The 21606-nt window shown below is 59.9% G+C and carries 24 protein-coding genes; 17 read left to right on the top strand and 7 right to left on the bottom strand.

Annotation, left to right across the window (positions count from 1 at the left end; all coding sequences use genetic code 11):
• Positions 1 to 39: 39 nt before the first annotated feature.
• From N6P30_RS07645 to acpT, 17 genes are read left to right on the top strand one after another with little or no spacing between them, the layout of a single operon-like run.
• Positions 40 to 762 (top strand): beta-ketoacyl synthase chain length factor, encoded by a 723-nt coding sequence (locus tag N6P30_RS07645; RefSeq protein WP_023294734.1) that lies wholly within the window; start codon positions 40 to 42, stop codon positions 760 to 762.
• On the top strand, positions 759 to 1574 hold the full coding sequence (locus N6P30_RS07640; protein ID WP_008503080.1) for a lysophospholipid acyltransferase family protein: 816 nt from the start codon (positions 759 to 761) through the stop codon (positions 1572 to 1574). The genes N6P30_RS07645 and N6P30_RS07640 overlap by 4 nt, the downstream gene beginning before the upstream one ends.
• Positions 1555 to 1812, top strand: a complete 258-nt coding sequence (locus N6P30_RS07635; RefSeq protein WP_008503081.1) for a phosphopantetheine-binding protein — start codon at positions 1555 to 1557, stop codon at positions 1810 to 1812. The genes N6P30_RS07640 and N6P30_RS07635 overlap by 20 nt, the downstream gene beginning before the upstream one ends.
• A 12-nt stretch (positions 1813 to 1824) precedes the next feature.
• Entirely contained in the window at positions 1825 to 2076 is a 252-nt protein-coding gene (locus N6P30_RS07630; protein ID WP_008503082.1) for an acyl carrier protein, read from the top strand.
• Between the two features lie 54 nt (positions 2077 to 2130).
• Positions 2131 to 2670: a hypothetical protein gene (locus N6P30_RS07625; protein ID WP_023294735.1), complete on the top strand. Its 540-nt coding sequence runs from the start codon at positions 2131 to 2133 to the stop codon at positions 2668 to 2670.
• On the top strand, positions 2663 to 4024 hold the full coding sequence (locus N6P30_RS07620; RefSeq protein WP_021242173.1) for an acyl-CoA synthetase: 1362 nt from the start codon (positions 2663 to 2665) through the stop codon (positions 4022 to 4024). Before N6P30_RS07625 ends, N6P30_RS07620 begins: the two co-directional genes overlap by 8 nt.
• Positions 4011 to 4364 carry a hydroxymyristoyl-ACP dehydratase gene (locus tag N6P30_RS07615; RefSeq protein ID WP_008503085.1) on the top strand — a complete coding sequence of 118 codons (354 nt, stop codon included), beginning with the start codon at positions 4011 to 4013 and terminating at the stop codon, positions 4362 to 4364. The genes N6P30_RS07620 and N6P30_RS07615 overlap by 14 nt, the downstream gene beginning before the upstream one ends.
• Positions 4355 to 6046, top strand: a complete 1692-nt coding sequence (locus N6P30_RS07610) for a glycosyltransferase family 2 protein (RefSeq protein ID WP_023294736.1) — start codon at positions 4355 to 4357, stop codon at positions 6044 to 6046. The genes N6P30_RS07615 and N6P30_RS07610 overlap by 10 nt, the downstream gene beginning before the upstream one ends.
• Positions 6047 to 6049: 3 nt before the next feature.
• Complete coding sequence (locus N6P30_RS07605) at positions 6050 to 6472, top strand: acyl-CoA thioesterase (RefSeq protein WP_021242171.1); 423 nt, start codon at positions 6050 to 6052, stop codon at positions 6470 to 6472.
• On the top strand, positions 6469 to 7074 hold the full coding sequence (locus tag N6P30_RS07600) for a LolA family protein (RefSeq protein ID WP_008503088.1): 606 nt from the start codon (positions 6469 to 6471) through the stop codon (positions 7072 to 7074). The genes N6P30_RS07605 and N6P30_RS07600 overlap by 4 nt, the downstream gene beginning before the upstream one ends.
• The gene (locus tag N6P30_RS07595; protein WP_023294737.1) at positions 7043 to 9367 is read left to right on the top strand and encodes an MMPL family transporter; all 2325 of its coding nucleotides are present in this window, start codon (positions 7043 to 7045) and stop codon (positions 9365 to 9367) included. The genes N6P30_RS07600 and N6P30_RS07595 overlap by 32 nt, the downstream gene beginning before the upstream one ends.
• Positions 9364 to 9942 (top strand): DUF3261 domain-containing protein, encoded by a 579-nt coding sequence (locus tag N6P30_RS07590; protein ID WP_023294738.1) that lies wholly within the window; start codon positions 9364 to 9366, stop codon positions 9940 to 9942. The genes N6P30_RS07595 and N6P30_RS07590 overlap by 4 nt, the downstream gene beginning before the upstream one ends.
• Position 9943: 1 nt before the next feature.
• Positions 9944 to 11113, top strand: coding sequence for a beta-ketoacyl-[acyl-carrier-protein] synthase family protein (locus N6P30_RS07585; protein ID WP_023294739.1), 1170 nt, complete (start codon positions 9944 to 9946; stop codon positions 11111 to 11113).
• Positions 11110 to 11583: a 3-hydroxy-fatty acyl-ACP dehydratase gene (locus N6P30_RS07580; RefSeq protein ID WP_008503092.1), complete on the top strand. Its 474-nt coding sequence runs from the start codon at positions 11110 to 11112 to the stop codon at positions 11581 to 11583. The genes N6P30_RS07585 and N6P30_RS07580 overlap by 4 nt, the downstream gene beginning before the upstream one ends.
• Positions 11580 to 12311 carry a 3-ketoacyl-ACP reductase FabG2 gene (locus N6P30_RS07575; protein WP_023294740.1) on the top strand — a complete coding sequence of 244 codons (732 nt, stop codon included), beginning with the start codon at positions 11580 to 11582 and terminating at the stop codon, positions 12309 to 12311. The genes N6P30_RS07580 and N6P30_RS07575 overlap by 4 nt, the downstream gene beginning before the upstream one ends.
• Positions 12308 to 13537 carry a beta-ketoacyl-ACP synthase gene (locus N6P30_RS07570; RefSeq protein WP_021242168.1) on the top strand — a complete coding sequence of 410 codons (1230 nt, stop codon included), beginning with the start codon at positions 12308 to 12310 and terminating at the stop codon, positions 13535 to 13537. Before N6P30_RS07575 ends, N6P30_RS07570 begins: the two co-directional genes overlap by 4 nt.
• Before the next feature lie 2 nt (positions 13538 to 13539).
• Positions 13540 to 14148, top strand: a complete 609-nt coding sequence (acpT, locus tag N6P30_RS07565) for a 4'-phosphopantetheinyl transferase AcpT (RefSeq protein ID WP_021242167.1) — start codon at positions 13540 to 13542, stop codon at positions 14146 to 14148.
• Here acpT and arnF read toward each other — a convergent pair.
• Genes arnF through arnB form a run of 7 tightly spaced genes read right to left on the bottom strand, consistent with a single transcriptional unit; the run spans position 14105 to position 21471 of the window.
• A complete protein-coding gene (gene arnF / locus N6P30_RS07560) occupies positions 14105 to 14485 on the bottom strand; it encodes a 4-amino-4-deoxy-L-arabinose-phosphoundecaprenol flippase subunit ArnF (protein WP_008503096.1) in 381 nt (126 codons plus the stop codon). The genes acpT and arnF overlap by 44 nt on opposite strands.
• Positions 14482 to 14817, bottom strand: a complete 336-nt coding sequence (gene arnE, locus N6P30_RS07555; protein WP_023294741.1) for a 4-amino-4-deoxy-L-arabinose-phosphoundecaprenol flippase subunit ArnE — start codon at positions 14815 to 14817, stop codon at positions 14482 to 14484. The genes arnF and arnE overlap by 4 nt, the downstream gene beginning before the upstream one ends.
• On the bottom strand, positions 14817 to 16472 hold the full coding sequence (arnT, locus tag N6P30_RS07550; RefSeq protein ID WP_023294742.1) for a lipid IV(A) 4-amino-4-deoxy-L-arabinosyltransferase: 1656 nt from the start codon (positions 16470 to 16472) through the stop codon (positions 14817 to 14819). Before arnT ends, arnE begins: the two co-directional genes overlap by 1 nt.
• Entirely contained in the window at positions 16469 to 17371 is a 903-nt protein-coding gene (gene arnD / locus N6P30_RS07545; protein ID WP_023294743.1) for a 4-deoxy-4-formamido-L-arabinose-phosphoundecaprenol deformylase, read from the bottom strand. Before arnD ends, arnT begins: the two co-directional genes overlap by 4 nt.
• Positions 17368 to 19350: a bifunctional UDP-4-amino-4-deoxy-L-arabinose formyltransferase/UDP-glucuronic acid oxidase ArnA gene (gene arnA, locus N6P30_RS07540; protein ID WP_008503100.1), complete on the bottom strand. Its 1983-nt coding sequence runs from the start codon at positions 19348 to 19350 to the stop codon at positions 17368 to 17370. The genes arnD and arnA overlap by 4 nt, the downstream gene beginning before the upstream one ends.
• Positions 19347 to 20330, bottom strand: coding sequence for an undecaprenyl-phosphate 4-deoxy-4-formamido-L-arabinose transferase (gene arnC / locus N6P30_RS07535; RefSeq protein ID WP_032676981.1), 984 nt, complete (start codon positions 20328 to 20330; stop codon positions 19347 to 19349). The genes arnA and arnC overlap by 4 nt, the downstream gene beginning before the upstream one ends.
• Before the next feature lies 1 nt (position 20331).
• The gene (arnB, locus tag N6P30_RS07530) at positions 20332 to 21471 is read right to left on the bottom strand and encodes a UDP-4-amino-4-deoxy-L-arabinose aminotransferase (RefSeq protein ID WP_023294745.1); all 1140 of its coding nucleotides are present in this window, start codon (positions 21469 to 21471) and stop codon (positions 20332 to 20334) included.
• Positions 21472 to 21606: the final 135 nt, after the last annotated feature.

Genomic DNA, 21606 nt, shown 5'->3' with positions numbered 1-21606 from the left:
TGCCCTTTGAATACGGTTTTTTTTCGCGGACGCGCGTAGATGAAATTTTCACTGAACATTATCGACTGGCAGGCGAGAGCCCCAGGACTCAGCGATGCCACAGAGTGGCAGGCGTGGTCACGCCTGCAGCTGCCCGTCGATCCAGCGGCCCCGCTTCCCCGGCTGACCGCTTTACCCATGATGACCGCGCGCCGCCTCAATTCAGGCAGTAAGCTGGCGGTGGACATTGGTCTCGCTATGCTGCAACACCACGCCATTGATGCCGTCGTCTATTCCAGCCGCCACGGCGAGCTGGAGCGCAACTACCGTATTCTGCATGCTCTGGCGACGGGGCAATCCGTATCGCCTACCGACTTCGCCATGTCCGTGCACAACTCGGCGGTGGGCAATCTCACGATTACCGCACGCCAGGCAATCGTCTCGTCATCCATTTCTGCCGGGCTGGACACCTTCCAGCAGGCATTATGTGAAGTCCTGAGCCTGCTGCAGGCGGGCTACTCCCGCGTCTTGCTGGTCGATTTTGACGGCGCACTGCCGGAATTTTACCACCCGGCGTTACCGCACCAGATGCCCACCTGGCCCTACGCGCTGGCGCTGGTGATTGAATCCGGCAAGGAATTGCAGTGTGAAACCCGCAGCGGCAGCACGGGGGGTGAACCCGCCCTTCCGCAAAGCCTGGTGTTCCTGCAACGCTATCTCAGCGAGGCACGCCAGTTTGTGGTACCCGGCGAACGTTTGCTGTGGCAATGGACGCGCGCATGAACCGCCTGACTGCCCGAATTAACTGGTTATGGCGTCTGGTGATGACCGGATTCTGCTTCGTGCTGTTTGGCGTGGGCGGGCTGCTGCTGTCACTGGTATGGTTCAACCTGCTGCTGATCGTCCAGCGCGACCGCACCAACCGCCGTCGCCTTGCGCGGCGCAGCATTGCGGCCAGCTTCCGCTTCTTCCTGACCGTTGCCCGTGGCCTCGGGGTACTGGACTATCGCATTCACAATCTTGACGCCCTGCGCAACGATCGGGGTTGTCTGGTGGTGGCTAACCACCCCACGTTAATTGACTACGTGATTCTGGCATCGGTGATGCCAGAAACCGACTGTCTGGTGAAAAGCGCGCTGCTGCGCAATCCGTTTGTCAGCGGCGTCATCCGCGCGGCGGATTACCTGATTAACAGCGAAGCCGAGCCTCTGCTGGCTGCAAGCCAGCAGCGTCTGGCTCAGGGCGACACGCTGTTAATCTTCCCGGAAGGCACACGTACCCGGTCTGGCGAAGCTATTTCCCTCCAGCGCGGCGCAGCAAATATCGCCGTGCGCTGTAACAGCGATCTGCGGGTGGTGCTGATCCACTGTAGCGAACATCTGCTGGATAAAAAAAGTCGCTGGTATGATGTGCCGCCAGAAAAACCTGTCTTCACCGTGGATGTCCGCGACCGCGTGAACATCGACGAATTTTACGATGCAAATGAACAAGAACCGGCGCTGGCGGCAAGGCAGTTAAACCGGCATCTACAGCATCGATTAACATCAGGCCTTCAATCTTTGTCAGGAATTAATGATGCAAGCGCTTTATCTTGAAATTAAGAATCTCATTATCACCACGCTGAATCTGGACGAGCTTACCGCAGAGGATATTGATACCGATGCCGCGCTGTTTGGCGATGGGCTGGGTCTCGACTCTATCGACGCGCTGGAACTGGGTCTGGCTGTGAAAAACCAGTATGGCGTGGTGCTTTCCGCTGAAAGCGAAGAGATGCGCCAGCACTTCTTTTCCGTCGCCACGCTGGCGTCCTTTATCAACGCTCAACGCGCCTGAGATGTGATCACGATGACCGAACAAGAAACCATTTATCAGGAAGTCTGTGGCCTTCTGACCCGACTGTTTGAAATCGACCCGCAGGATATTACCCCTGAAGCCCGTCTTTACGAAGACCTGGAGCTGGACAGCATTGATGCGGTGGACATGATTGTTCATCTGCAGAAGAAAACGGGCAAGAAAATCAAGCCGGAAACCTTCAAATCGGTTCGTACCGTTCAGGATGTGGTAGACGCCGTCGAACAGCTTCTGCGCGAAGAGTAAGACGTCGTGCGCGGCGGACGGACATTCCCGATCATCCCACTTCTGACGGGGTTGATGCTGCTGGCGTGGCCCTTCCTGATTGGATTTGGGCTGGCGCATAACAGCCTGCAGTGGCTATTACCCGTGATGGCTCTGGTGTTACTGCTGCGGCTGCGTCAGGCGCAGCGGAACACAAGCCCGATGCGGTATGTGGTGCAGTGCGTGGCGCTGGCGGGGATCGCCCTCTGCACGGCAAGCTACCTGCTGAAAGCCCACCAGTGGCTGCTGCTCTACCCGGTGGTCGTCAACCTTGTCATGCTGGCCGTGTTTGGCGGTTCGCTGTGGACAGCGATGCCGCTTGTCGAACGACTGGCGCGCTTGCGCGAGCCAAACTTGCCCCCGGAGGGCGTGCGCTATACCCGTAAGGTGACCCTCGTCTGGTGCGGTTTTTTCGTCGGCAACGGCACGATGGCGCTGTTTACCGTCCTCCACGGCGACATGCATCTGTGGACGCTATGGAACGGTATGGTGGCTTACATCCTGATGGGGATGCTGATGGCAGCAGAGTGGCTGGTGCGCCAGCGGGTGATAAAAAAAGAGATGCACAATGACTAACCCCCTTCCGCTGGGCCAGTGGTTAAATGCGCCGCGCCCTGACGACACGCCTGTTGCCTGGCTTGACGATCGTACCTGGACGCTGGGCCAGTTGCGCCACGACGTAACCTTACTGGTCGAGACCCTGCGTCAGCAGGAAGGCGAGCGCTGGGCGCTGTGCTTTGAAAACAGCTACCTGTTTATTGTTGCGCTGCTGGCCTCGCTGCACGCCGGTAAAACACCGGTCATTCCCGGCCATAGCCGCGTCTCGCAGCTTGAAGAACAGCAATCTTTGTTTAGCGGCGTTCTGAGCGATCGAACGCTTGGTTTTCATGGGAAACAGATTGTGGTGGCCTCCAGCCACCAGACAGCCAGCCACTGGGTGCCTCTGCCGGCCATTGACGAAAACCGCTTCGTTGAACTGTTCACCTCAGGCTCCACGGGCACGCCGCGCCGGGTGGTTAAGCACATCGTCAGTCTGGATCGCGAAGCCCGCCTGCTGGCTAACCGCTTTGGTGAGCGTCTGGCCGGATGCAGCATTGTGGCCTCGGTCGTACCGCAACACCTGTATGGCCTGACATTCCGTATCGTCTTGCCGATGGCGCTGGGCCTGCCGCTGCATGCCGCGATGCTCTATTACGCAGAACAACTGGCCGCCCTGCCTCCTGACAGGCAATACCTGTTTATCAGCAGCCCGGCGTTCCTGAAGCGCCTGGATACCGAGCTTGCCGCGCCGCCCGTCAGGATGCTGATTTCAGCAGGTGGAATGCTGCCCTGGCGTGACGTCTCGACCACCTCCGGCTGGCTTAACCTTTGGCCGGATGAAATTTATGGCAGTACCGAAACCGGGATCCTCGCCTGGCGCCATCGTCAGGAGGATAACGTGCCCTGGCTACCGTTCCCCGGCGTGATCTTCCATCAGGAAGATGGCGCCTGTCGCGTTACGTCGCCACTGATCCATGAGCCAGAAGGGCTCCAGCTCGACGATATCCTGCACTTCGACAGCGAGGGGCTTTTCAGCATCGCCGGTCGCCGCGGGCGGGTGGTCAAAATTGAAGAAAAACGCATCTCGCTTAACGAGATCGAACGCCGCCTGCTGGAGCTCGACGGTATTTGCGAAGCGGCCGCACTGCCTGTCACGCGCGGGGGTCGTCAGGGGATTGGCGCCCTGCTGGTTCTGGATGAAACGGCCCGTCAGCGCGGGTATGTGCAGGATAAAAAAGCGCAGGAGTTCGCCTGGCGTCGCGCCCTGCTGCCGTGGCTTGAACCTGTCGCGGTGCCGCGCTACTGGCGCATCGTTGATGAAATGCCGGTAAACAGTATGAACAAGCGTGTCTATGCGCAGTTAGAGGAGTTATTTCATGAAAATTCATGAAATTGAGCGCCACCAGACACAGCCGGAGAAGCTGGAGATCGTTTTGCATCTCGACGCAACGCTGTTCTGGTTTCAGGGCCATTTCGCCGTACAACCGCTGCTGCCCGGCGTTGCGCAGCTTGACTGGGTGATGCACTACGCCACGACGTTACTGGCACCGGGCTATCGCTTTCACAGCATTCAAAACGTGAAGTTTCAGGCACCACTGCTGCCGGAAACCACGGTGACGCTGATGCTTGAGTGGCATGCCGAACGTCAGATGCTGACCTTCAGCTATCAGCGCCATGCCGGGGCTGAGCGCCACACCGCCAGCAGCGGGAAAATTCGTCTATGTCAGTAATCTTTCGTCCCTGCGTGCTGATCCCGTGCTACAACCACGGCGCGATGATTGCCCGCGTGCTGTCACGTCTCGCGCCGTTCGGCCTGCCGTGCCTGGTGGTGGATGACGGTAGCGACGCAGTCACCCGTCAGGAGCTTGAGCGCCTGGCGGCGGAGCAGCCGCAGATGACGCTGGTTCGTCTGGCGCAAAACGCCGGAAAAGGTGCCGCGGTCATCAGAGGGCTGGAGGAGTGCGCGCGGACGGGCTACACCCACGCCGTGCAGGTGGATGCGGACGGCCAACACGCCATCGAAGATATCCCCAAACTGCTGGCGCTGGCGGAGCGCCACCCGGACGCGCTGATTTCCGGCCAGCCCATTTACGATGACTCTATTCCGCGCTCCCGACTTTACGGGCGCTGGATCACCCACGTCTGGGTGTGGATTGAAACCTTATCGCTGCAGCTTAAAGACAGCATGTGCGGCTTTCGGGTCTATCCGGTTTCACCCACGCTGCGGCTGGCAGCGCGCGAACCGCTCGGCAAGCGGATGGACTTTGACACCGAAGTGATGGTTCGTCTCTACTGGCAGGGCAACACCAGCGTCTTTCTGCCCACGCGCGTTACCTATCCGCAGGACGGTTTGTCCCACTTCGACGCGCTAAAAGATAACGTGCGGATCTCCCTGATGCATACCCGGCTCTTCTTCGGCATGCTGCCCCGCATGCCCGGCCTGCTTTTCCGTCGACGCCGCCAGCACTGGGCGCAGCAGGACGAGGTCAAGGGTCTGTGGGGGATGCGCCTGATGCTGCGCGTCTGGGAACGGCTGGGTCGGCGGGCCTTTACCGTGCTGTTGTGGCCGGTTATCGGCGTGTACTGGCTTATCGCGCGTCCGGCGCGGCAGGCCTCGCGGCAGTGGATGGCGAGAGTGAAGCAAGAACTGCGTCAGCGGAGCATGCCTGTTCCCTCACGGCTTAACAGCTTTTTCCATTTCATGCGCTTCGGCAACGCGATGCTGGATAAAGTCGCCAGCTGGCGCGGCGAACTGAAGCTTCATCGCGATATTGTCTTTGCCCCCGGCGCGAGCGAAGCGTTAAACATCGCGGCTCCACAGGGCAAACTGCTGCTGGCCTCGCACCTTGGCGACGTAGAGGCCTGCCGGGCCCTGGCTCAGCTGGAAGGCAGTAAAATCATCAACGCCCTGGTTTTCAGCGAGAACGCCCAGCGCTTTAAGCAAATCATGAGCGAAATGGCGCCCGAAGCTGGCGTGAATTTGATGTCGGTCACCGACATCGGCCCGGACACCGCCATTGCCATCAAAGAGAAGCTTGAGCGCGGTGAATGGGTCGCGATTGTGGGGGATCGCATCGCGGTGAATCCGCAGCGCGGCGGCGAATGGCGCGTGATCTGGAGCCGATTCATGGGCCAGCCTGCACCGTTCCCACAGGGGCCGTTTATCCTGGCCTCCATCCTGCGCTGCCCGGTGGTGCTGATTTTCGCCCTGCGCCAGCAGGGTAAGCTCGTCCTGCACTGCGAGCCGTTTGCCGACCCGCTGCGCCTGCCGCGCAGTGAACGCCAGCAGGCACTGCAAGATACCGTCGATCGCTATGCGCAGCGGCTGGAACATTACGCCCTCATGTCGCCGCTCGACTGGTTTAATTTTTTCGATTTCTGGCATCTGCCAGAGTCCAGTGAGAAGGAGTAAAGGGTGCTGACCGATCCCCGCTTTACGACTGAAGTCGAGATCACCGTTCCGTTCCACGACGTCGATATGATGGGCGTGGTCTGGCACGGTAACTATTTCCGCTACTTTGAGATCGCCCGCGAGGCGCTGCTCAATCAGTTCGATTATGGCTATCGCCAGATGAAGGCCTCCGGCTACGTCTGGCCCGTCGTCGACACCCGGGTGAAATACCGCGATGCGGTGACCTTTGAGCAGCGTATTCGCGTCCGCGCGCACATTGAAGAGTATGAAAACCGCCTGCGCATTGCCTATCAAATTTTCGATGCGCAGACCGGCAAACGCACGACCACCGGTTACACCATTCAGGTGGCGGTGGAAGAAGCGACCCGCGAAATGTGCTTTGTAAGCCCGGCAATACTGTTTGAACGTATGGGAGTATCACCATGAAATGGTTGCCTTTACTGGCGCTGATCGTCAGCCCGCTGGTCAGCGCCGTGACGCTGGATGAGCTGCAGCAGCGCTTCACCGAGCAGCCCGTGGTGCGCGCGCACTTCGAACAGGTTCGCACGATAAAAGATATGCCGCAGCCGCTGCGCTCGCAGGGCGAAATGCTGATCGCCCGCGACAGCGGCCTGCTGTGGGATCAAAAAGCGCCGTTTCCGATGACGCTCCTGCTGGACGACAAGCGGATGGTGCAGGCGATTAACGGCCAGCCGCCGCAAACCATCACTGCCGACAATAATCCGCAGATGTTCCAGTTCAACCATCTTCTGCGCGCCCTGTTCCAGGCGGACCGCAAGGTGCTGGAAGAGAACTTCCGCATCGATTTTAAAGACCTGGGAGCGGGCCGCTGGTCGCTGGTGCTTACGCCAAAAACGACGCCGCTGGACAAGATTTTCGCCACCCTCGATCTGGGGGGCGCGACCTATCTGGAAACGATTCGCCTCAACGACAAACAGGGCGACCGTACCGATATCGCCCTTTCTCGCCACCAACTGACGCCCGCCAGCCTGACCGATGACGAACGCCAACGCTTTGCCGCACCGTAAATCCCTGCGCCCGGCGCTGCTGTGGGCCACGCTATGCCTGATTCTGCTGGGCGTGTTGCTGTCGCTGCTGCCCGGCGCGCGACTGAACAGCAGCGTGCTGGCCATGCTGCCGAAGCAGACGCTGGGGGCGATCCCGCCGGCGCTCAACGACGGGTTTATGCAGCGTCTCGACCGCCAGCTGGTCTGGCTGGTCAGTCCCGGCAAAGAGCCGGATCCGCGCGTGGCACAGCAGTGGCTGGCGCTGCTGCAAAGCACTGATTCGCTCAGCGAGGTCAAAGGCCCGATGGACGCCGCCGGGCAAAAGGCCTGGGGAGAGTTCTTCTGGCAGCACCGAAATGGCCTGATTGACCCCGCCACCCGCGCCCGCCTGCAAAACGGCGGAGAAGCGCAGGCGCAGTGGATTTTATCTCAGCTCTACTCGGCCTTTTCCGGCGTCAGCGGCAAAGAGCTGCAAAACGATCCCCTGATGCTGATGCGCGGCTCGCAGCTCGCTCTGGCGCAAAACGGCCAGAAGCTGCGGCTGATGGACGGCTGGCTGGTCGCAAAAGATGAGGCGGGAAACTACTGGTATCTGCTCCACGGCGAGCTGGCGGGCTCATCATTTGATATGCAGCAGACCCACCGGCTTGTGGCGACGCTTAACGCGCTGCAGGAGACGCTGAAAGCCCGCTACCCTCAGGCACAGCTGCTTTCCCGCGGGACCGTGTTCTACAGCGATTACGCCAGCCAGCAGGCCAAACGTGATGTTTCGACGCTGGGTATCGCCACCCTGCTTGGCGTGTTCCTGCTCATCGTGGCGGTGTTCCGCTCTCTGCGCCCGCTGCTGCTGAGCGTGCTCTCCATTGCCATCGGCGCGCTGGCGGGGACGGTGGTGACGCTGCTGCTCTTTGGCGAGCTGCACCTGATGACGCTGGTGATGAGCATGAGCATCATCGGAATTTCGGCAGACTACACGCTTTACTACCTGACCGAACGGATGGTACACGGCGCGGAGCATACTCCCTGGCAAAGCCTGGCCAAAGTTCGCAATGCGCTGCTGCTGGCGCTGCTGACGACCGTCGCCGCCTACCTGATTATGATGCTGGCCCCCTTCCCCGGGATCCGCCAGATGGCGGTGTTCGCTGCCGTGGGACTCAGCGCCTCCTGCCTGACGGTGATTTTCTGGCATCCGTGGTTGTGCCGCGGGTTACCGGTGCGCCCGGTTCCCTTTATGGTCCTGATGTTGCGCTGGCTGGCCGCCTGGCGACGCAGTAAAAAACTGTCAATTGGTCTTCCCGTCGCGCTGGCGCTGCTCTCCGCTGTGGGAATAAGCACGCTGAAGGTGGACGACGACATCGCCCAGCTGCAGGCGTTGCCGAAAGATATTCTGGCGCAGGAGAAGGCCATTACCGCCCTGACCGGACAGAGCGTGGATCAGAAATGGTTTGTGGTTCATGGCGCTTCGCCTCAGCAAACGCTGGAGCGGCTGGAAGCCTTTACCCCGGCGCTGGCAGAGGCGCAGAAAGCGGGAGAAATTACCCGCTGGCGCACCCTGCCGCTGAACTCGCTGGCCCGACAGAAAAGCGATCTTACGCTGCTGCAAAACGCCGCGCCTGCGGTAACGAACGTGCTGAAAAGCGCAGGGCTCAACGCCGTCTCCCCGAATCTGGACGCCATGCCGGTCAGCGTGGACGCGTGGCTTAAAAGCCCGGCCAGCGAAGGCTGGCGTCTGCTCTGGCTGACCCTGCCCGACGGTCAAAGCGGCGTGCTCGTACCGGTGGACGGCGCAAAAAACAGCGCGGCCCTCGGCGAGCTGGCCGCGCGCCATGACGGTGTCGTCTGGGTCGATCGCAAAGCCAGTTTTGACACCCTGTTTGCCCTCTACCGCACGCTGCTGACGGGGCTCCTGTTTGCCGCGCTGGGGGTGATTGCCTGCGGGGCGATGGTGCGCCTCGGCTGGCGTAAGGGGCTGATAAGCCTGGTGCCGTCCGTGCTGTCGCTGAGCTGCGGGCTGGCGGTACTGGCCGCAACGGGCCACCCGGTGAACCTGTTTTCACTGCTGGCGCTGGTGCTGGTGCTCGGCATTGGCATTAACTACACGCTGTTTTTCAGCAACCCGCGCGGCACGCCGCTGACCTCGATGCTGGCGATTACGCTGGCGATGATGACCACGCTGCTGACGCTGGGCATGCTCGTCTTCAGCGCCACGCAGGCCATTAGCAGCTTTGGTATCGTGCTGGTGAGCGGTATTTTTACCGCCTTCCTGCTGGCGCCGCTGGCGATGCCGGATAAGAAAGAGAGAAAACGTAAATGAACGCTTTTTACCGCGCCGTCGCGCTAACCGTGGCGCTGCTGCTGGCAGGCTGCAGCCATTCGACCGATACCCAAGAGACGCGTCCCCAGGCCTGGCTCCAGCCGGGAACCCGCGTTACGCTCCCGCCGCCCGGCATTAGCCCGGCGGTAAGCTCCCAGCAGCTGCTGACCGGCAGCTTTAACGGGCAAACGCAGTCCCTGCTGGTGATGCTCAACGCGGATGCGCATAAAGTGACGTTGGCCGGGCTCTCTTCCGTGGGCATTCGTCTGTTCCTGGCGACGTACGATGAGACCGGTATTCATACCGAGCAGTCGATCGTTGTGCCGCAGTTGCCGCCCGCCAGCCAGGTGCTGGCCGACGTGATGCTCAGCCACTGGCCGATTAGCGCCTGGCAGCCGCAGTTGCCGAAGGGCTGGACGCTGACTGACACGCGCGATCGGCGCGAACTGCGTAACGCCAGCGGCAAGCTGGTGACGGAAATTGTCTACCTGCAGCGTAAAGGCAAGCGCGAGCCGATCAGCATCGAGCAACACGTTTTTAAATACCACATCACCATTCAATATCTGGGTGACTGAGATGATTTATATTTCCGCTGTTGGCATGGTCAACGCGCTGGGCAACTCGCATGATGAAATCGCTGCTAACCTGGTGACGGGCGTAGCGCCGGGTATGCATGCCCGAACCGGCTGGTTACAGGGTTCACCCGACGCCGTGCTGGGCGGTGTGGAAGGCGAACTGCCGCCCATCCCGGAAACGCTGTCCGCACACCGCACCCGCAACAACCAGCTTCTGCTGGCCGCGCTGGCGCAGATTCAGTCGACCGTCGACGAGGCTATCGCCCGCGTCGGCCGCGATCGGGTGGCCGTGGTGCTGGGGACCAGCACCTCTGGGCTGGATGAAGGCGATGAGCACGTGCAGCGCATGACCCATGGCGAAGCGAGCACGCACTGGCAGTACCCGCAGCAGGAGCTCGGCGATCCGTCCCGCTTCCTCGCCAACTGGCTTCAGCTCGAAGGCCCGTCCTATACGATCTCGACAGCCTGCTCTTCCAGCGCGCGGGCGATGATCGGCGGCAAACGTCTGATTGAAGCCGGGCTGGTGGACATCGCCATTGTTGGCGGAGCAGATACCCTGAGCCGGATGCCCGTCAACGGGTTTAACAGCCTTGAATCCTTCTCCCCTACGCTCTGCGAGCCTTTTGGTCGCGACCGTCGGGGGATCACCATCGGTGAAGCCGCCGCGCTGATGGTGCTTAGCCGTGAGCCCGCGGACGTGGCGCTGCTCGGGACGGGTGAATCCAGCGATGCGTACCATATCTCCGCTCCGCATCCGCAGGGCGAAGGGGCGATTAGGGCCATCACGCAGGCGCTCAACGAAGCGGGTATGCAGCCCGGAGATATCGGCTACATCAACCTGCACGGCACGGCCACGCCGCTTAACGATCAGATTGAATCGCAGGTGGTACACGATCTCTTTGGGGAAAGCGTGCCCTGTAGCTCTACTAAACACCTTACCGGCCATACGCTGGGCGCTGCCGGTATCACCGAAGCGGCCCTGAGCTGGCTGATTCTGACGCGCGATCTGCCCTTACCGCCGCAGGACTTTGCCCGCTACGCACCGGACGACACGCTGGCGCCGTGCGGTCTGCTGCACCAGCGCACCGCGCTGACAAAGCCGGTCATTCTGTCTAACTCGTTCGCGTTTGGCGGCAACAACGCCAGCATTCTGCTGGGGAGAGCGTCATGAGCTACTTATCACCCGAAGCCTATTTGCCGCACGATGCGCCCATGATGTTGCTGGAGTCCGTTGAGAATGTGACGGACGACATGGCGGTATGCCGCGTCGCGATAGACAGACAAAGCGTGCTGGCACCCTTTCTGAATGCCGATGGCGACCTGCCGGGCTGGTACGCGCTCGAGCTGATGGCGCAGACCGTCGGCGTCTGGTCCGGCTGGCATCGCCAGCAGCAGGGGCAGGAGCATATTGCGCTGGGCATGGTGCTCGGCGCGCGTGAACTGATCTGCGCCAGCGGGCGTTTCGCCGCAGGCTTGACGCTGGACATCACCGTTAAGCTGCTGATGCAGGACGAACGCTTCGGCAGTTTTGAATGCGCAATTTCCGCTAATGAAGAGACGCTGGCCACGGGCCGGGTCAACACCTTCCAGCCAAGCGCAGAAGAATTAACCTCGCTTTTTAATCAGGGATCTAACGCATGAGTCGTTCCGTACTGGTCACCGGGGCCAGCAAAGGCATAGGGCGCGCCATCGCCCGCCAGCTTGCCGCCGACGGGTTTACCGTAGGCGTACATTACCATCGTGATGCCGCAGGCGCGCAGGAGACGCTGGACGCCATCACGCAGGCGGGCGGCAACGGCCGTTTACTCTCGTTTGATGTGGGCAACCGCGAACAGTGCCGCGAGGTGCTGGAACAGGACATTGAAGCCCATGGCGCATGGTATGGCGTGGTCAGCAACGCGGGTATCACCCGCGATGGCGCCTTTCCGGCATTGAGTGAAGACGACTGGGACAGCGTGATCCACACCAATCTCGACAGTTTTTATAACGTCATTCACCCCTGCATTATGCCGATGATTGGCACCCGTAAAGGGGGACGCATTATCACCTTATCGTCCGTGTCCGGCGTGATGGGTAACCGCGGGCAGGTGAACTACAGCGCGGCAAAAGCGGGCATTATCGGTGCCACCAAAGCGCTGGCGATTGAGCTGGCAAAACGCAAAATCACCGTGAACTGCATTGCGCCGGGGCTGATTGGTACCGGAATGATTGAAATGGAAGAGGCCGCGCTGAAAGAAGCGATGTCCATCATTCCAATGAAACGCATGGGCCAGGCTGAGGAGGTCGCCGGGCTGGCAAGCTATCTAATGTCAGATATTGCGGGTTACGTCACCCGCCAGGTCATTTCCATTAACGGAGGAATGCTATGACGCGTCGCGTGGTGATTACGGGCATGGGCGGCGTGACCGCCTTTGGCGAAAACTGGCAATCCGTGTCCAGCAGGCTGCTGGCGTATGAAAACGCGGTGCGTAAAATGCCGGAATGGCAGGTCTATGATGGCCTGCACACCCTGCTGGGCGCGCCGATTGATGACTTCACGCTGCCGGAACATTATACCCGCAAACGGATCCGCGCCATGGGCCGCGTGTCGCTGATGTCGACCCGCGCCACCGAGCTGGCGCTGGAGCAGGCGGGGCTGATTGGCGAGGCGGTGCTCACCAATGGGCAAACGGGTATCGCGTATGGCTCATCCACAGGCAGTACCGGGCCCGTCAGCGAATTCGCCACTATGCTCACCGAAAAGCACACCAATAACATCACCGGCACAACCTACGTGCAGATGATGCCGCACACCACCGCGGTGAATACCGGACTGTTCTTCGGATTACGTGGCCGCGTCATCCCGACCTCAAGCGCCTGTACGTCCGGCAGCCAGGCAATTGGCTACGCCTGGGAGGCGATTCGCCACGGCTATCAGACCGTTATGGTTGCGGGGGGCGCTGAGGAGCTGTGCCCGTCTGAAGCGGCGGTGTTTGACACGCTGTTTGCCACCAGCCAGCGTAACGATGAACCCAAAACCACCCCTTCGCCATTTGATACGCAGCGCGATGGTCTGGTGATTGGGGAAGGCGCGGGCACCCTGATACTCGAAGAGCTGGAGCATGCCAAAGCGCGCGGAGCCACTATCTACGGCGAAATCGTGGGCTTTGCCACTAACTGTGATGCGGCCCATATCACCCAGCCTCAGCGTGAAACCATGCAGATTTGTATGGAGCAGTCGCTGGCCATGGCGGGGCTAAGCGCCCTGGATATGGGGTATATCTCCGCACACGGTACTGCCACCGATCGCGGTGATATTGCTGAAAGCCAGGCCACTGCCGCTATCTATGGTGACAACGTGCCGATTTCATCGCTGAAGAGCTATTTTGGCCACACGCTCGGAGCCTGCGGCGCGCTGGAAGCGTGGATGAGTTTACAGATGATGCGTGAAGGCTGGTTTGCCCCGACACTCAATTTAAGGCAACCGGATGAGCAATGTGGTGCTTTAGATTATATTATGGGAGAAGCCCGCCAGATCGATTGCGAGTACCTGCAGAGCAATAACTTCGCGTTTGGCGGCATCAACACCTCGATTATCATTAAACGCTGGGCGTAACTATGTACCAGTTTGTACTGGGAAAAATATCCACCCTTTGCGCGGACCCGCTGGCGTCAACGTTCGCAGACAGCGCACCTCAGGGTGCTCGCAATGCCTCATGGCTGGCTGGCAGGATGCTGCTCGCCAGAGCGTTATCCCCTCATCCGCTCCCCGACATTATTTACGGCGAGCAGGGGAAACCGGCCTTTGCGGAGGGCCATCCGCTGTGGTTCAACCTGAGCCACAGCGGTGACGATATCGCCTTGCTGATGAGCGATGAAGGCGAAGTCGGCTGTGATATCGAAGTAATTCGCCCCAGGAAGAACTGGCAGGCGTTAGCGAATGCCGTCTTCAGCATGACGGAGCATGATGAGCTTGAGCGCGAAGCGCCAGAGGAACGGCTTGCCGCCTTCTGGCGTATCTGGACGCGAAAAGAGGCAATCATCAAACAGCGTGGCGGTAGCGCCTGGCAGATTGTCAGCATCGACAGCACGGCGCCGTCGCACTCGGTCAGCCAGGTGCAGATCGGCTCACTCAGCCTGGCCGTTTGTACGTCGACCCCTTACACCCTGACCACCGAGTCGATTATCCACGTCGGGGCAGGAAAATCACCAGTACACCCAACATAATAAACACGACGCCGACCAGCCCGTGCCAGGAGAAGCTTTCTCCCCAGCCCGGCAGCAGGATCGCGGCGCCCCACACCAGGATATAGCTAAGACTCAGCAAGGCATACGCTTTGCTGAGGGCCATGCGATGCAGCGCCAGGTACCAGCAGCCCATAGAAGCCACATACCCCATCAACCCCAGCAGCAGCGCGCCCGTGCCGGACGAGACGTGCCACAGCGCGGAAATAAACGTCAGAATCTCGCTGACCGGAGGCAGAGCCTGCATGGCATCGCGCAGCAGCAGCTGCGCGGCGCTGACTAACAGCACGCTGCATAAGGCCCAGAACGCCCCTTTCACAGGCTCCCTCCCAGGATAACAATCCCAATGATGATCAACCCCACCCCCAGCCAGTGATGCAAGGCGACGTTTTCACGCCAGAATACCTTCGCCGCCAGCGTCACCCAGACAAAATTGAGGCTCAGCATAGGGTAGGCAATGCCGACAGGCAGGCGCTGCAGCACCACCAGCCAGACCAGCATCCCGCTGCCCAGCGCCAGCAGAGCCAGGCCAAGCCATAGCGCGATATGCACGCCACGCCGCCCGGCTTTCGCCGGACGGGTAGCCTGTTTCTGGCACAGCTGTCCCGCACAGCTGAGCAGGCTTGCCAGTATCAGCCAGATCCAGGTCATCACTTCGGCAGATACTGCAGGTAGGCCAGACGGCCCTGGATATACAGGCTGTCCGGTTCTGGCAGATTCGCCCGCGAAAGGTCATCGCGTTTTGACAGCAGGATAACCAGCGATACGCGTCCCTGCTGACGGTGCTCAGCCAGCCACTGCGCGAAGTCATCTTTACCGACAAAACGATCTTTCACATCAGGATAATCCAGCCCGTAGCGCAGCTCGCCACTCTGACCAAACAGCGTGATGTCATTGCGCTTCAGTTCCCACGCCAGGCCAGCGGCCAGGCCGACGTTATTGGCCAAGACAAATCGGCTGTCCTGAAGCGGCTCGCGCACGGTGTCGACCAGCGACTGCGGCTGTTTGGAATCCACCACCAGGTTAGGAATGGCAAAACCGATCAGCAGCGCCAGGCCCGCAGGGCAGAGCGCCGCAAGCCACCAGCGCTGCTGACTCTGCCTGAACGTAAACCAGCCGACCGCGGCCCAGATGAGGAACGCGACCACCGCGCAGAACACTTTATACAGCTCAACCGAGGACCAGACCGGATGCTTAGCGAACCCCCACGGAGAGACCACCAGCGCCGCCACCATGCCGATAACGCCAAACGCCAGGTTGATCCCGCCGTTAATGCGTAACGCTCTGGCGCCCTTCTCCGCCGCGAGGCAGGCATAGCGCGCCATCAGGATCGCCAGCGGGGCAAAGCACGGCAGGATATAGGTCGGCAGCTTGCCTTTGGCGATGCTGAAGAACAGCAGCGGCATTATCACCCATCCCAGCAGATAGAACCCGCCGCCCGCGTTTTGTCGGTCATGCCAGCCGAGACGGAACGCGCCGGGCAGCAGCGCCAGCCACGGCAGGCTACCCGCGATCAGGAACGGCACGTAGTACCAGAACGGGGCTTTGTGCTGCGCGTCGCTCTGGGCAAAACGCTGAATATGCTCCACCCAGAAGAAGTAACGCCAGAAGTCAGGCTCACGCTGCGCAATCGCCAGCCCCCATGGCAGAACAATCAGCACGCAGCTCAGGATCGCGAGCCAGCCAAAAATCAGCACCTCTTTCCAGCGCTTCTGGGCGATCACCCACGGCAGCACGCCAATCACCGGTACCGCCAGCGCCAGGAAGCCTTTGGTCATCACCCCCATCCCGCAGGCCAGCCCAAGCAGCACATAGCCGCCCGCTTTTCCGGCAACGGTCTGGGCCTGTGACGCCAGCCAGAAGCTGCACATCGCCGCCACCAGCCACAGGGTGATGATGGGATCCAGCACCGCATACGTGCCGATGCCATACACCAGGAACAGGGTCAGGAAGATCAGGCCGGAGAAAATGGCTGTCCGCTTATCCCGCCAGAGACGCCAGGCCATCCAGATGACCAGCAGCGCCGCTAAACCGGTGGAGAAGATAGACCCGGCGCGCACGGCGAGGTTCGTGTGCCCGAACAGCATCTGCCCGATGCTGTTGATCCAGTAGCCAGCAATCGGCTTTTCAAAGTAACGCAGCCCCAAAAAATGCGGGACTACCCAGTCTCCGGAGGCCAGCATTTCGCGGCTGATTTCCGCATAGCGCGTTTCATCAGGCTGCCAAAGCAGGCGGATATCAACCGGGATGAGGTAGTAAACGATAAACAGTGCGAGAAGCGCTAAGCCATAACGGGCTGTTTTCATTGGACCGGACTCACGGTTTGTTGATAGCCAAGCCAGCCTTCCCGGCCAGCCAGTTCATTGCGGACCACTTTGCCCACGGGCAGGGTGCTGAGGTCGTCTGGCAGCAGCTCGCTTAACGGGCAAAACGCAATGCCTTCCTGAGCGGCCATCGTCAGCAGTTCGTCGAAATCATGCTGATACGCAATCCCTTCCACTTCGGCATGGATGGTATACACCGGCGTACCGGCGTCACGATGAATGCGGTCCAGGATGTAGCGATTGAACTCATCAGCTTTCACCTCGCGCCCGACCACTTCATCCCAGGTGGGAAGCGTGACCGGAATTTGCACCGTACCGTAGCGATTTTCGCCCAACAGCGGCAAAAAGGGCCCGGTTCCGCGGCAATCGCTGTTGTAGCGAAACGCAAAGGCTTCTTTGGCCTTCACGACGCGCTGATCCGCACGCCATCCCGCCACGGCGGAGCAGCGCACGGGCTGACCGATAATGGCCTCCAGTTCCAGCATCCCACGCTCGACCTCACGGGACAGGCGCGGGATATCCCAGACGCCCGCCCAGGCTTGCCAGGCATGGTGATCCCAGGCGTGCAGACCCACCTCATGATGCTGTGCCGCCTCACGGATAACCGCTTCATTACCCGCGCCTATGCGTCTGCCGGGCCAGGCGGTGCCGGCCAGCAAAATATCCCAGCCGTAGAGGGATGCTGCGCGCGAGCGCAGCATTTTGAACAGAAATGCCGGTTTAACCAGACGCCATAAATGGCGTCCCATGTTGTCAGGCCCCACGCTGAAGAAAATGCTGGAGCGCACGCCGTGCTTGCTCAGCAGTTCCAGCAGTTTGGGTACGCCGTCACGCGTTCCCCTGAAGGTGTCGACATCAATGCGTAAACCGACTTTTTTCATGAGACCTGTTCCGACAGCTCCACGGTGCGCAGGAAGAAATCAAGCGTTTCATCAATGGTCTGTTCCATCTTCACCGTCGGCGTCCAGTTCAGGCAGCGCTTCGCATTGCGAATGCTTGGCTTACGGTGCTCAACGTCCTGATACCCTTTACCGTAGTAGCTGCTGCTTTCCACTTCGCGGAAGCCGGCAAACGGCGGGAATTTATCGCGCAGCGGGTGGCGCTCAAAGCTGGCCAGCAGCATCTCGGCCAGCTCGCGAATGCTCGCTTCGTTGTCCGGGTTGCCGATGTTAATGATTTCACCGTTGCAGCGATTATCTTTGTTTTCGATGATGCGGAACAGCGCTTCGATACCGTCGCTGATATCCGTAAAGCAGCGTTTCTGTTTCCCGCCTTCGATAAGCTTGATTGGCGAGCCTTCCACCAGGTTCAGGATCAGCTGGGTGATCGCACGGGAGCTGCCGATACGCGCCGCGTTCAGGTTGTCCAGACGTGGACCCATCCAGTTGAACGGACGGAACAGGGTAAAGCGCAGGCCCTCTTTCTCACCGTAGGCCCAAATCACGCGGTCCAGCAGCTGTTTGGAGACGGAGTAAATCCAGCGCTGTTTGTTGATCGGCCCGACCACCAGGTTGGAGGTGTCTTCATCGAAGTTCTTATCGGTACACATGCCGTACACTTCAGAGGTGGACGGGAAGATGATGCGCTTGTCGTATTTCACGCAGTCGCGGATGATCTTCAGGTTCTCTTCGAAGTCCAGCTCGAACACGCGCAGCGGGTTACGGGTGTACTCGATTGGCGTGGCAATAGCGACCAGCGGCAGCACCACGTCGCATTTTTTAATGTGGTATTCAATCCACTCGGAGTGGATGCTGATGTCCCCTTCCACGAAGTGGAAGCGCGGGTTGTCGAGGAAACGGCTGATCGCATCCGCGCCAATATCCAGGCCGTAGATTTCGTAGTTATCGTCTTTGAGCAGACGTTCGGTCAGGTGATTACCGATAAAACCGTTCACGCCGAGGATCAGCACGCGGGTACGGCGTTTGATGGCCACCACCGGCGCGCTGGTGATCAGCGCCCCGGCCACCAGCCCCAGCGACTGCGCCAGCTGGGTGCCCTGAACGTACAGACCGTTGTCGGTTTGGCCGGTAACGATCTCCAGCGCCTGCTCGCCGCAGCTCACAATCAGCGGGGAGACGGAGACGACGGTGCCCGGTTTTGCCGCCGGAATGTCGTCACGCACGCGGGATTTCCAGACGATGAACTTGCTGACGCCCGCAAAGCTGTAGGCGCCCGGCCACGGGTCGGTCACGGCGCGCACCAGGTTGTGCAGCTGGCGGGCCGGTTTGTTCCAGTCCAGACGACCATCTTCCGGCGCGCGGCGGCCAAAGCAGCTTGCCTTGCTCTCGTCCTGTGCGGTTTCGCTGAAGGTGCCGTTAAGGATGCCCGGCAGCGCATCGCGCAGCAGCGTCTGTGCCGTCGCGTTCAGCTTTTGATGCAGCTGCAGCGCGGTATCGTCCGCATCAATAGCAACCTTCTGCTGCGCCACGATAGCGCCCGCATCCGCACGGCGTACCATGCGGTGCAGCGTCACGCCCGTTTCCGTTTCACCGTTCACCAGCACCCAGTTCAGCGGGGCGCGGCCACGGTAGGCAGGCAGCAGAGAACCATGAAGATTAAAGGCGCCTTTTGCAGCCAGGCCTAAGATCTCGTCGGAGAGCAGGTTGCGATAGTAAAACGAGAAGATGACGTCAGGCGCGAGGGCGCGGATGCGCTCCACCCACAGCGGGTGGTTGACGTCGTCTGGCGCATAAACCGGAATACCACGCTCGGCGGCGATACGCGCCACGGAGCCGAAAAAGTTATTCTCTCCAGCCGTGTCCGGATGGGTAAAGATTGCCGCAATGTCATAGCCCGCTTCCAGCAGGGCCTGCGTGCCCGTGCACCCCATATCGTGATAGGCAAATACAACAGCTTTCATGGGTGAATTTCCTCTTGAGATGCTTTGTGTTCCTGACGGACAACACGTTGAATAAAGTAGCGCGGACGCGCGCGAACGTCGTTATAGATACGGCCAATGTATTCACCGAGGAGACCCATCCCGACAAACTGGGCGCCGATGAACATAAACAGCACGGCAAAGAGCATAAAGACCCCTTCCGCCGCCCACTGCGGGCCAAAGACCAGGCGCAGCACCACCAGCAGAACGGACAGCGCAAAACCGGCCACGGCGATGATGCTGCCGAACACGCTCAGCAGACGCAGCGGCGTGGTGGTCAGGCAGGTGATGAGGTCGTACATCAGGTTGATGAGGCGCATAAAGCTGTACTTCGACTCCCCGTGCTCGCGCTCGGCGTGCAGGACCGGGATTTCCGTTGCCTTACGGGCAAAGGTATTCGCCAGAATCGGAATGAAGGTGCTGCGCTCGTGGCAATGCAGCATGGCGTCGACGATATGGCGGCGGTAGGCGCGCAGCATGCAGCCGTAATCGCCCATCGCTTTACCGGTCGTGCGCTGGATCAGACGGTTGATGGTACGGGAGGCCAGCTTGCGGAACAGGCTGTCCTGGCGGTTCTGACGGACCGTGCCGACCACGTCATAGCCTTCGTCGGCTTTGGCAACCAGGCGCGGGATCTCTTCCGGCGGGTTTTGCAGGTCCGCGTCCAGGGTGATGATCAGATCGCCCGTGACGTGGCTAAACCCCGCCATAATCGCCGAGTGCTGGCCGTAGTTACGGTTGAGCAGCACGGCAACGATGTGGCTGCCTTCGGCCTGCGCGGCGTCGGTCATCATCAGCGCGGAATTATCGCTACTGCCATCATCCACCAGCAGAATTTCGTAGGCCTTGCCCATCGTGTCGCAGGCGGCCGTTGTGCGGCGGATCAGTTCGGGCAGGCTCTCCTGCTCGTTATAAACCGGGATGACCACGGATACTTTTTGTACAGGCGGTGCACTGAACATATCAATGTCCTGCAAGCTGATGGAGTGCGGTAATGACGCGGGTTGTGTCGTCATGAGTCATGTCCGGGAAAAGAGGGAGAGAACAAATACGTGCGCTATTCCATTCAGAATTCGGGAGCGATACATCAGGAAAACGCTCGCGGTAGTATTTTTGCGTGTGGGCCGCGCGGAAATGGAGGCCGGTACCGATGCCTTTCTCTTTCAGCGCCGCCATCAGGGTGTCGCGTGAGATCCCGCAGCGCGCTTCATCCACGCGAATAATAAACAGGTGCCAGGCGTGAACATGCGGCCATGACGGAATAGTGAGCGGCTGGAACGGCGTATCGGCAAGCTCCCGCAGGTAGCGTTGTGCTATTTCCTCACGGCGCCTGTTGGCCTCTTTCAGTTTGTCTAACTGCACCAGCGCCAGCGCGGCGTTGATGTCCGCCAGGTTGTATTTATAGCCCGGCGCGATCACTTCCGCCTGCGGCGCGCGACCGTGCGTCTGGCGATCATAGGCGTCTACGCCGAGGCCATGGAATTTCAGACTGCGGATCCGCTGTGCCAGCTGGGCATTATCCGTGACCACCAGGCCGCCTTCCGCGCAGGTCATGTTTTTAATGGCGTGGAAGGAGAAAATTGCCGTTCCTTTCCAGCCCACGTGACGGTTTTTGTAATACGTTCCGGCGGCATGAGCCGCATCTTCAATCACCGGAATACCGTGACGTTCACCGATGGCATGAATTGCGTCGATATCACACGGCGCGCCGGCATAGTGAACGGGAATAATGGCTTTAGTGCGCGGGGTAATAGCGGCTTCCACGGCTTCTGGCGTCACCATTAATGTATCTTTGTCCACATCAATCATGACCGGCGTGGCGCCCAGCAATACGATCATATTCAGCGTGGAGACCCAAGTCTGGGAAGGGGTAATAACTTCATCGCCCGGGCCAATATCCAGCGACATCAGCGTAACGTGCATGCCCGCGGTGGCGGAACAGAGGGCAATCGCATGCTGATTCCCGGTAAGTTGACAGAATGCCTCTTCAAGTTGCTGATTCTTAGGCCCTGTGGTGATCCAGCCCGACATCAAAACGTCCTGAAGCGCCGCAATTTCCTCAGCGCCCATCGACGGCCGCGAAAAAGGCAGAAAATCACTCATTATTAATTTCCTTGCAATCAAAATGGCATGTTTTTGATATTAACCAAATGCCAGCCCGCTTATTTCAACGAACCATAAACTCATATCAAAGTAGCTCTCTTTCCTTAGGGAAAAATTAAGACAGCGTTTACAACG

It is taken from the genome of Enterobacter sp. PL1 (assembly GCF_945957325.1).
GTDB classification, from domain to species: domain Bacteria; phylum Pseudomonadota; class Gammaproteobacteria; order Enterobacterales; family Enterobacteriaceae; genus Enterobacter; species Enterobacter roggenkampii.
Note: the sequence above shows the minus strand (reverse complement) of the source record. Positions and strands in the feature narration are given on the sequence as shown.

Coding starts and splice junctions, on each gene's coding strand:
- N6P30_RS07580 (WP_008503092.1), top strand. CDS start 11,110: ATGAGCTACTTATCACCCGAAGCCTATTTGCCGCACGATGCGCCCATG.
- N6P30_RS07595 (WP_023294737.1), top strand. CDS start 7,043: ATGACGAACGCCAACGCTTTGCCGCACCGTAAATCCCTGCGCCCGGCG.
- N6P30_RS07640 (WP_008503080.1), top strand. CDS start 759: ATGAACCGCCTGACTGCCCGAATTAACTGGTTATGGCGTCTGGTGATG.
- N6P30_RS07585 (WP_023294739.1), top strand. CDS start 9,944: ATGATTTATATTTCCGCTGTTGGCATGGTCAACGCGCTGGGCAACTCG.
- N6P30_RS07620 (WP_021242173.1), top strand. CDS start 2,663: ATGACTAACCCCCTTCCGCTGGGCCAGTGGTTAAATGCGCCGCGCCCT.
- N6P30_RS07575 (WP_023294740.1), top strand. CDS start 11,580: ATGAGTCGTTCCGTACTGGTCACCGGGGCCAGCAAAGGCATAGGGCGC.
- N6P30_RS07610 (WP_023294736.1), top strand. CDS start 4,355: ATGTCAGTAATCTTTCGTCCCTGCGTGCTGATCCCGTGCTACAACCAC.
- arnA (WP_008503100.1), bottom strand. CDS start 19,350: ATGAAAGCTGTTGTATTTGCCTATCACGATATGGGGTGCACGGGCACG.
- acpT (WP_021242167.1), top strand. CDS start 13,540: ATGTACCAGTTTGTACTGGGAAAAATATCCACCCTTTGCGCGGACCCG.
- N6P30_RS07590 (WP_023294738.1), top strand. CDS start 9,364: ATGAACGCTTTTTACCGCGCCGTCGCGCTAACCGTGGCGCTGCTGCTG.
- N6P30_RS07570 (WP_021242168.1), top strand. CDS start 12,308: ATGACGCGTCGCGTGGTGATTACGGGCATGGGCGGCGTGACCGCCTTT.
- arnC (WP_032676981.1), bottom strand. CDS start 20,330: ATGTTCAGTGCACCGCCTGTACAAAAAGTATCCGTGGTCATCCCGGTT.
- arnD (WP_023294743.1), bottom strand. CDS start 17,371: ATGAAAAAAGTCGGTTTACGCATTGATGTCGACACCTTCAGGGGAACG.
- arnT (WP_023294742.1), bottom strand. CDS start 16,472: ATGAAAACAGCCCGTTATGGCTTAGCGCTTCTCGCACTGTTTATCGTT.
- N6P30_RS07645 (WP_023294734.1), top strand. CDS start 40: ATGAAATTTTCACTGAACATTATCGACTGGCAGGCGAGAGCCCCAGGA.
- N6P30_RS07630 (WP_008503082.1), top strand. CDS start 1,825: ATGACCGAACAAGAAACCATTTATCAGGAAGTCTGTGGCCTTCTGACC.
- N6P30_RS07615 (WP_008503085.1), top strand. CDS start 4,011: ATGAAAATTCATGAAATTGAGCGCCACCAGACACAGCCGGAGAAGCTG.
- arnB (WP_023294745.1), bottom strand. CDS start 21,471: ATGAGTGATTTTCTGCCTTTTTCGCGGCCGTCGATGGGCGCTGAGGAA.
- N6P30_RS07600 (WP_008503088.1), top strand. CDS start 6,469: ATGAAATGGTTGCCTTTACTGGCGCTGATCGTCAGCCCGCTGGTCAGC.
- N6P30_RS07625 (WP_023294735.1), top strand. CDS start 2,131: ATGCTGCTGGCGTGGCCCTTCCTGATTGGATTTGGGCTGGCGCATAAC.
- arnE (WP_023294741.1), bottom strand. CDS start 14,817: ATGACCTGGATCTGGCTGATACTGGCAAGCCTGCTCAGCTGTGCGGGA.
- N6P30_RS07635 (WP_008503081.1), top strand. CDS start 1,555: ATGCAAGCGCTTTATCTTGAAATTAAGAATCTCATTATCACCACGCTG.